The sequence below is a fragment of the Singulisphaera rosea genome (assembly GCF_054877945.1).
Window position 1 is genome coordinate 60,860 of the sequence record NZ_JBTYIP020000044.1, and the last position, 8,628, is coordinate 69,487.

7 protein-coding genes are annotated in these 8,628 nt (G+C 62.7%); 3 read left to right on the forward strand and 4 right to left on the reverse strand.

Features of this window, described 5'->3' with window-relative positions:
• Positions 1–198 precede the first annotated feature (198 nt).
• A complete protein-coding gene (locus ACYOEI_RS38615) occupies positions 199–3,087 on the forward strand; it encodes a sigma-70 family RNA polymerase sigma factor (RefSeq protein ID WP_462855848.1) in 2,889 nt (962 codons plus the stop codon).
• A 236-nt stretch (positions 3,088–3,323) separates the two neighbouring features.
• Positions 3,324–4,157 (forward strand): IS5 family transposase, encoded by an 834-nt coding sequence (locus ACYOEI_RS38620; RefSeq protein WP_462855849.1) that lies wholly within the window; start codon positions 3,324–3,326, stop codon positions 4,155–4,157.
• Between the two features lie 77 nt (positions 4,158–4,234).
• On the opposite strand, the gene ACYOEI_RS38625 is transcribed toward ACYOEI_RS38620, so the two are convergent.
• From ACYOEI_RS38625 to ACYOEI_RS38640, 4 genes are all read right to left on the reverse strand, one after another.
• On the reverse strand, positions 4,235–4,756 hold the full coding sequence (locus ACYOEI_RS38625; protein ID WP_462855850.1) for a DUF2141 domain-containing protein: 522 nt from the start codon (positions 4,754–4,756) through the stop codon (positions 4,235–4,237).
• A 258-nt stretch (positions 4,757–5,014) separates the two neighbouring features.
• A complete protein-coding gene (locus ACYOEI_RS38630; protein WP_462855851.1) occupies positions 5,015–5,428 on the reverse strand; it encodes a hypothetical protein in 414 nt (137 codons plus the stop codon).
• Positions 5,429–5,700: 272 nt separating this feature from the next.
• The gene (locus ACYOEI_RS38635) at positions 5,701–6,447 is read right to left on the reverse strand and encodes an SDR family oxidoreductase (protein WP_462855852.1); all 747 of its coding nucleotides are present in this window, start codon (positions 6,445–6,447) and stop codon (positions 5,701–5,703) included.
• Positions 6,448–6,670: 223 nt separating this feature from the next.
• Positions 6,671–7,618, reverse strand: coding sequence for an SDR family NAD(P)-dependent oxidoreductase (locus tag ACYOEI_RS38640; protein WP_462855853.1), 948 nt, complete (start codon positions 7,616–7,618; stop codon positions 6,671–6,673).
• Between the two features lie 127 nt (positions 7,619–7,745).
• On the opposite strand from ACYOEI_RS38640, the gene ACYOEI_RS38645 reads away from it, so the two are divergent.
• Positions 7,746–8,381 (forward strand): TetR/AcrR family transcriptional regulator, encoded by a 636-nt coding sequence (locus tag ACYOEI_RS38645; protein ID WP_462855854.1) that lies wholly within the window; start codon positions 7,746–7,748, stop codon positions 8,379–8,381.
• The last annotated feature ends 247 nt before the right edge of the window (positions 8,382–8,628 follow it).

Sequence of the window (8,628 nt, forward strand, 5' to 3'; positions counted from 1 at the left end):
TATCGCGACCGGGGGTCGCGCCTTGTTCACCGGGCGAAGGTCCCATGATCTTGGTGACGCCGTCGGCCCTCGGCAATGGGGCTCCGAACCGCGGCGAGGCATTGGTCCTCGAAAAAAACTGAGCACGACCCCTCCTCGGCCCCCTCAGTAACGGGTAGTTAAGGGACTTGAGGGTTTTCCGCCGGGGGTGTTGAGGTCATGTCGACGATGCAACTCGGTTCGGCGCTACGACAGATTCATCGGTTGTTCGGCGAGGGGACGCTCGCGGGAATGGCTGACGGGCAGTTGCTCGAACGGTTCGCGGCGAGCCGCGACGAGGAGGCCTTCGCTGCCCTCGTGGCGCAGCATGGTCCGATGGTGCTGGCGGTCTGCCGGCGGATCCTCAAGGACCAGGCCGCCGTCGAGGATGCGTTCCAGGCGACGTTCCTCATCCTCGTCGACAAGGCCCGATCGATCCGCTCGGGCGATTCGCTCGGGGGCTGGCTGCACCGCGTGGCGCACCGAGTCGCCGTCGAGACCAACCGCGAGATGGCCCGCCGCCTCGAGCGGGAACGGAAGGCCGCCGCGTCGAGGCGAGCGGATGGCGACGAGACGCCGGAGGACTTCCGCCCTGCCCTGCACGAGGAGCTCGCCCGGTTGCCGGAAAAGTATCGCGTTCCGGTCGTGCTCTGCCACCTCGAGGGCAAGACACAAGTCGAGGCGGCGGCCGAGCTCCGCTGGAGCCATGCGACGCTCCGGCGCAGGCTGGGTGACGCCCACGAACGGCTCCGCATCCGCCTGACCCGGCGAGGTTTCGCCCCTTCGGCCGCGCTCCTGGCCTCGGCCATCGGCGCCGAGGCCCAGGCCGAGGTCCCGGCGGCCTTGTTGGCGTCGGTCGTTCGCTCTGCCGTGAGCCACGGAGCCTCGGCCTCGCCTTTGGCCCTCGCGATCTCCTCGAGAGTCCTCAAGGCGGCTCTCCTCGCCAGGCTGAAGACCGTGGGGGCGATCCTTGCCTTGTCGAGCACATTCGCCTGCGTGGTTATCGGCGTCGTCGAGTCCGCTGCGGATCCGGGTGGCGAGCCCAAGGGCTCGGCGAGCACGCCGGTTCCGCGTCCAAAGTCGAAGGTCGAGGAGCAACCGGCCACGAAGAAGGCCGCTCAGGGGCCGGGCGCGATCACCCTCGCCGGTCGCGTCACCGACCCGGTCGGTCGGCCGGTCTCGGGGGCGACCATCTCGCTCGTCAAGAAGAAGGGGACGACCCCGAACCCGGTCCGGTGCGCGACGAGTGGCGAGGATGGTCGCTACCGGTTCGAATTGAAGCCCGAGGCGGTCGGTAATCCGTCGGCACGTGAAGTCGAGGCGATCGTCGCCACGGCGCCGGGTTTCGGGTTTGCCTTCCCGGACGATGGCGGAGGGCCCGACGCGCTGAACTTCAAGCTCGTCCCCGATGACGTACCGGTGGTCGGGCGGATTCTCGACATCCAGGGGCGTCCGGTCGCCGGTGCCCGGATCCGAGTGCTTGGCATCACCAACGGCGACGTTTCCGGATATCTTACCGCGATCAAATCAGTCCAGGGGTCGAACCAGGCGAATTCCATCCTGCAACAGTTCTTCCCCTCACAGCGCTCCGAATACGAGAGCAACGGGATCCTCGTGCCCCCCGCCACCACCAACGACGACGGGCGATTTCGCCTCGATGGGATCGGACGGGACCGCCTTGTTTTCGCGAGGATCGACGGCCCAGGGATCGAGTCGCGCCAGGTCCAGATCGTCACCCGTCCTGGCCCGACGCTCCGCCTGGAAACGCGATTCTTCTTCGGCGAGGCGCGGAGGCTGAGCCAGGACCCCATGGAGGACACGATCCTCCATGGCGCCAACTTCGATCATATCGCCGGGCCGACCCGCGTGGTCGAGGGGGTGGTGCGCGATGTTTCGACCGGCAGGGGAATCGCCGGGGTGACGGTTCGGGTCGAACGGCAAGCGTTCTGGGGGCGCGAGTGGCCGTTCCTGACGACCACCGACTCCGGGGGGCGATTTCGACTGGTCGGCCTCTCCTCAAATCTCGAAGTCTTGATCAGCGCCCGCCCGGCCCCCGACCAACCTTACGTGCGTTGGACCCGCGACATCAAAATCGAGAGGGGCGAGGGCCCACAGACGCTCGACTTCGCGCTGAGGCGTGGGGTCTGGGTCCAGGGGCGGGTGATCGACAAGGCGACCCGGCAACCCGTGTCGTCCCGGGTGGAGTACCACGTTTTCTACGACAATCCGAACATCCGGGAGAGGCCGGGCATGTTCTACAACGCGGACGAGCACCGGACCGACGAGTCGGGCCGGTACCGCATGATCGTCTTCCCCGGCCGCGGGCTCATGTCGGCGGACGTCGGCTCCGGCCACTATGCGTTGGGCGTGGGGGCGGAGCGGATTCCGGACGGCAAGACTGACGACGGCAGCTCGTTCCTCACGGCTCCGCATCCGTTGAGATTCTTGCACGTCAACACGATTGCGGAAGTGAATCCCGCGGCGGGGGATGACCCGGTGACCTGTGACCTCGAGTTGGAGGCCGGCCGGATGAGGTCGGGAAAAGTCGTCGGCCCGGACGACACGCCGCTTACGGACGTCCTGGCCCTCGGCCTTGACGACTCCTCGAATGCGAAGACCGTCGCCAACGATTTCACCGTCGAGAATCTCGTGGTCGGCAAACGTCGTCGCGTCTATTTCCGGCACCCAGGGCCGGACCTCGCCGGCGTGGTCGAGGTCTCGGGCGACGACGACCGCCCGATCGTGGCCAAGCTCATGCCCTCAGCTTCCCTCGTCGGGCGACTCCTCGACGATGAAGGAACTCCGAGGCCCGAGGCCACCGTCGTCCGATTCTGGGACGGGCCGAACTGGGGCGGAGGGAGCGACCCTCGGGTCTCCAACTTCTCCGCCACCGATCGCGAGGGGCGATTCCGGATCGAGGGGCTCGTGCCGGGCGAAAAATACGACGTCGAGCTTCGGGAAGACCGCCCGGGTCACAAGCCCTTCAGCCACAAGCTCGAAGGCCTGGTCTTCAAGCCCGGCGAGGCCCGAGACCTTGGCGACGTCCGCACCAAGACGCCTCGGGAATGAGCATGGCCTTGAATCGGGTGGGGAATCGGACGGGTTGAGCGAGGTCCCTTGCGACGGGAGGCCCTGGCGTTCTCGGTGTCAGAAACGAATGGCACTCGGCTCGGCCGTAAGGTTAATGCCGAGAATGACATGTCACCAAACCCGTAAGAATGGGAGTTAGCGAACCCGAATCGTTACGAGCCTGAGTGTCTGTCCCAAAAGGGGAACAATTAGAATGTGACGATCGTAGTGTCTGTATGAAAGCTCACGACTATCCGAGCGACGTCACCGATCCTCAGTGGGCCATGGTCGAGCTCTTCCTCCCCCCCGAGCTCGGCGGAGGACGGCCCCGCAAGACCGACCCGCGGGATGTCCTCGACCCGATCCTCTACATCCTCCGCACCGGATGCCAGTGGCGATATATCTCCGGGGACTTGCCCCCCAAGAGCACCGTCTGGCGCTACTTCGACCGCTGGCGGCGAGACGGGACTTTGGACCGGATCCACGACTCGTTCCGCCGCAAGACCCGCACGGAGGAGAAGCCCTACGAGCCCCGTACCACGGCGAGCGTCGACAGTCAGTCGGTCGACGCGAGCTCCGGCTGCGAGCAGCGGGGGCGCGACAACCACAAGAATGTGGACGGGCGGAAGCGCCATATCGTCGTGGACAGCATGGGTTTGCTGCTGGCCGTGCTGGTTACGGCCGCCTCGGTCGACGACGCAGCGGCGGCCCTGGCCTTGTTCGCCAGGCTCGAGGGGCAGCCGATGAGCAAGGTTACGCGCATGTTCGCCGACTCGAAGTACCACAACTTCGCCCTCTACAAATGGGTCGGGGCCAATGCGAAGTGGGAGATGGAGATCATCCGCCGGCCCGAAGGGAAGCCGGGTTGGGTGAAGCTGCCGATCCGGTGGACGGTGGAAAGGACGCTCGCGTGGTTGACGAGGTGCCGCCGTCTGAGCCTGGACCGGGAGAAGTCCGTACTGTCGTCGGAGTCGTTCGTGAAGCTGGCGATGATCCAGATGATGCTCCATCGCCTCGAGCCCTCACATGATGATGCCGAATTCCACTACCCAAGACCGGCCAAGGTTTGATCTCTTTTTGACCCCTTATGGGACAGACACTCAGCGGCACGTGCCGCTGAGCGTCGCGAAAACCGCACGGCGCCTGTTCAGTCACGCACGTGAATGCGAATGCTATTTTCGCCGGGCTGCACGACGAACGAGACTGCCTTCCATGTCGGGGACTTGGGAATCGGGAGAACTTGAGGCCGGACATCGTTGGAAAAGCCGAACCCCTCCGTGGGCACGCCCACAAGATTCGAGTCCACTTTGCCGTTTCCATTTCCATCGTGAAAGGCAAACGCGGCGTATTCGCCTGGCTGCAGATTTGCGATTTTGCACCTCGCCGACAAGTTATTTCCGGCGACCTGAATCGGCACGTCCACCAGAGACCGGAAGTACTTCTCCACCTCTTTTCGGTCCTTCCGGATGTCGGCCGACTTGAACGAATTTCCGTTGTCGAACAGGCGGATGCTCGCTTTACCGGACGTGTCCTTGAAGCCCACCAGATCGATGGTCAACGACGCACGGCCAGCGCCCTCCTGTGCAACGGCGGTCGGGTACGACTCGCTCAAAAGAAACGAGACGCCCAGGCAAAGGCCCGCGACTGCGAAAAACCAGTTTGACCTCATTTGCGAAACTCCTTTTCGATGAAATCGCAACTAACTAACGCCGCGAATCTCCAAGATCCACGGCACACTTAATGTGTGTTACGATTCCAACCCATGGTCGCATCGCACCGGGGGGACGAGTCCTAACGCCGCCCCAATACCAAGATGAGGGTGATTCGGTAGATGCGGCAGATTGGCTGCCGGCCTGATCAAACGAATGCGTTCGCCGCGACCACGTACGTACGCATTCGCCGGGAAAGAGGCCCGAGGTCGATCACGTCACTCCTTGACTCTGGTCCAGCTCGATTCAACCTTCTGACGGTGGTCCTTCATCTTGAAGGTCGTGTCGTTGATCTCACCAATGCCCAACTCTTTCGTCTTGGGGCTGCCGGCAGGTGGGTTCTTGGGAGTCAGAAGGAGACCGTTTTCAGTCACCTTCCACGTACCAGCTTCGTCGATCGGGACCTCCTTGGCCCCCATCTTGAGCTTCCCCTTCAGGGTGTAGGTGCCGTCCTTATCGAACGCGGATTCGAGGTCGCCCGTGACCTTGGGCGTGTTCACCTTGCCGACCCACTTCCCCGGAAGCAGCTTGACGATCTCGGCTTCGCCGGGCTTCTTCTCTTGTCCGAAGGCGTGTGAGGCCCCGGACAATGCCAGTGTGCTCACCAACGCGAACGCGACGAAACGGTTCATCGAAAGGTCCTCCTCAACGGGATGAAAAAACAGTCATGGGCGAACCAATCTTGCCTGCTGAAGACCCGTTAACACTTCAGCAAGGCCAGCCCCTGCGATGGGGATTTTTGAACTGAAAAGTTCAAAAATATGCGGTCGAACTCCGCATGTGAAGAGGATATCGTACCGTTTGGTAAGAAAATCCGTGGAAGTAGCAAAAGAACAGAGAACCGGCGTAATGCTTGTTACGCCGAATCCTCCGCCTTGATGAAGCGTGTGGGGTCCATTGCGTTTCAGAGCTGCGACCAACCCCCGTCGACGGGCAGTTCGGCGCCGGTCGTGAAGGTCGCGTCGAACGCGAGGAAGAGGACGGCCTTGGCGATCTCCTCCGACGTCCCCCAGCGCTTCATCGGGACCATGCCGGTCATCTTCTCCCTAATCTGGGCGGCCTCGTCTTTACCGGTAAACACTTTGCCGAGGATCGGCGTGTCGATGGGGCCGGGCGTCACTGCGTTGACGCGAATCTCGCGAGGAAGCAGTTCGGCGGCGAGCGTCCGAGCGAAGGATCGCAGCGCGGCCTTGGCGGCTCCGTATGCGGCCTGGCCGGGCATTCCCTTGACGTTGGCGATCGAGGTCGTGAGGACGATAGAGCCTCCCCGGTTGATCAGCGGCGCGAGCTTCTGCACCGCGAAAAGCGGCCCCTTGGCGTTCAAGTTGAACATCTCGTCGTAGACAGCCTCGGTCATGCTCTCAAGAGGCGCTCGGATGCTGAACCCGGCGTTGGCGAAGAGCAGGTCGAAGGTGTCGAATTCGTCCTTCACCCGAGAGGCGAGGGTGTCGATGTCCGTCAACGAACGCGCGTCGCTCGAAACCACGAGGGCGTCCTTTCCAAGCTCTTTCTGCGCTGATTCCAGTCCGGCCTGCGAGCGACCCGTCACCAGGACGCGTGCCCCCTCATCGAGGAGTATCTTCGCCGTCGCGAGCCCCATGCCGCTCGTTCCGCCGATGATCACCACCTTTTTACCTTGATACCGTTCCATGTGTATTCTCCTCGCGAGGTTAGGGTTGCTTTGCTTATTTTGAACTGTTTGGTATGATAATCGGGCGAGGAGGCGGCGGTCAAGGGGTTTTTGAACTATTTATTTCAAAATACCGTGAGACCCCATGGACGAGCGCGCAGCGCCGCAATCGCATGCGGATTCGTGTCACCGCGACCATTTCGCCGCGACTGGCGCTCCTTCGGGAGACCGCGCTTGAGGCTGGCTAAGACAAGTCGACGCCGGAGACCTTGACGACGGCCTGCCACGCGGCTTCTTGGCTGGCGCGATCGTGGAGGTGTGGGTGGCGCTGCGCCTCAATCGGGCCTGAGAATTTCCCTTGAGCCGAGGCGAAGAATTGCCCTGAGACGTCGGTTCCGAACTCCGACGCCTGGAGGTACCGACGGGCTGCGGTCTCCGGCGTCTGATTCATGCCGGGAATGAGGTTCACGATTGGGATAAACAGATACTTCAACAACGGGCCAGCGCTTCGCACCACCTTGGTAGCGGTCGCCCCACCGGGCGAGACAGCATACACGGCCATGCCGGCGGGTAGCCGGAGCGCCAGCGCCGCGACCCACCAAGCGATAATGAGCTTCGCGTCGGCATACGCATTGTTGGGCACGTACTTGACGTTCGGCCCGTTGCGAATCAGGGCCTCCACAGCGGCGGTTCGGTCGCCCCGGTGGTATTTGGCCGCGAAGGCTGGCAGGTCGGTGTACTTGAACATGGGAACGCCCCCTCGGGCAGGCTCCGCACCGGCGATAACAATTCGTGCGTTGGGGCTCAGCAGGTTGGCGTTGAGCAACCCGACAGTCAGTTGATGATGGCCGATTAGGGGGGCCTGAGACGCCTCGATGGCGGAAGCAGTGAGTACGCGCTTCTTGAATGGAACCAGCCCTGCATTGAGCAGTAGGAAATCGATAGGCCGACCTCGCCTGACGAGCTCGGCGAGTGCGGATTGAACACTGGTTGGCGAGTCCAGATCCAGCTCCAGCGGCGTGAAGACCTGTTTTTTGGTCTCAGCCGCGAGTTGAGCGGCCGTTTCCCGGACCCGAGCCAGGCTGCGCCCGGTGATGATGATCTCGCGCCAGCCCTCTCCGGCAAGTATGAGGGCTGCCGCATGACCGAGCCCGGAGGTGGTGCCGGTGACGAGCGCGATCGAATGTTCCATGGGCGTCTCCGTGGTGAAGGGTGAAGGTCGAGTCGTGAGGCCTCGCGAGGCCGGGACCAAATTGCTAATTTTGAACGGTTTGGTTATATATTGGGTCTGTGGAAACTGTCAAGGAGTTTTTAACTAAATGGTTCAAAATAACTCCAGGTCGCGTGGACGGCCGCGCAGCTTCGACGAGAGGGACGCGCTGGAAAAGGCGACCCAGGTATTCTGGTCGAAGGGCTACGACGGCGCGACGATCGACGATCTCGTCGCCGGGATGGGCGTGGGACGGCCGAGCCTGTATTCCGTCTTCGGCGACAAGCGGACGTTGTTCTTGCGCGTCCTGAAGGCGTATGCGGAGAAGAAAGGCGCTCTCGCCGCGAAGGCGCTGCTGTCGCCGCAGACGCTTCGCGACTCGCTCGCCGCCTTCCTGAGGCACGTCGTAGTCACTTCGACCGAGAAAGGGTCAGCACCGGGATGTCTTCTCGTGTGCGTCGCGCCGGTTGTGGACGACACTGAGGTCCGGCAGTTCCTGCAAAACGCGGCCGCCGGCGGGGCAGCGCTGGTGGAAGGTCGGTTCCGGGACGCGATCGGCGCCGGAGAAATCCCGTCCGACTTTCCCGTGGCCGTCCGCGCGATTCAAGTCACGGATTTTGCTCGTGGCCTTACCATGCGTGCGCACATGGGCTTGCCGCGCAAGACGCTTCTCGGGGACGCCGAGGAAGCGGTCGACTTGGTGCTCCTGCCGCGCCTGAAGGCCATCGGCAAGCAGAAGCGATAGCTTTCTCTCGCCACCGAAAGATCTTTGGAGAAGTATGATCCAAGTCAAAGCATGCGATGCTCGGTACAAAGATAGACCTGCCGGCAATTCGGTCCTTAAACCAACTTTCTGGTCCTAATGACCTATGTTCCGCACATCCGCCCTTCATTTTCTCTGAATTTCTTTCGCCTGTACTCGCGATCGGTGCACTCAACGAAGACTCGCCGTGCCAGCCTTCGGCGGGCGCTGTCCCTATGGACCGTGGCTA

What these genes read in the sequence shown, in the direction of transcription:
- ACYOEI_RS38615 (WP_462855848.1), top strand. Translation starts at nt 199, where the DNA reads ATGTCGACGATGCAACTCGGTTCGGCGCTACGACAGATTCATCGGTTG.
- ACYOEI_RS38620 (WP_462855849.1), top strand. Translation starts at nt 3,324, where the DNA reads ATGAAAGCTCACGACTATCCGAGCGACGTCACCGATCCTCAGTGGGCC.
- ACYOEI_RS38625 (WP_462855850.1), bottom strand. Translation starts at nt 4,756, where the DNA reads ATGAGGTCAAACTGGTTTTTCGCAGTCGCGGGCCTTTGCCTGGGCGTC.
- ACYOEI_RS38630 (WP_462855851.1), bottom strand. Translation starts at nt 5,428, where the DNA reads ATGAACCGTTTCGTCGCGTTCGCGTTGGTGAGCACACTGGCATTGTCC.
- ACYOEI_RS38635 (WP_462855852.1), bottom strand. Translation starts at nt 6,447, where the DNA reads ATGGAACGGTATCAAGGTAAAAAGGTGGTGATCATCGGCGGAACGAGC.
- ACYOEI_RS38640 (WP_462855853.1), bottom strand. Translation starts at nt 7,618, where the DNA reads ATGGAACATTCGATCGCGCTCGTCACCGGCACCACCTCCGGGCTCGGT.
- ACYOEI_RS38645 (WP_462855854.1), top strand. Translation starts at nt 7,746, where the DNA reads ATGGTTCAAAATAACTCCAGGTCGCGTGGACGGCCGCGCAGCTTCGAC.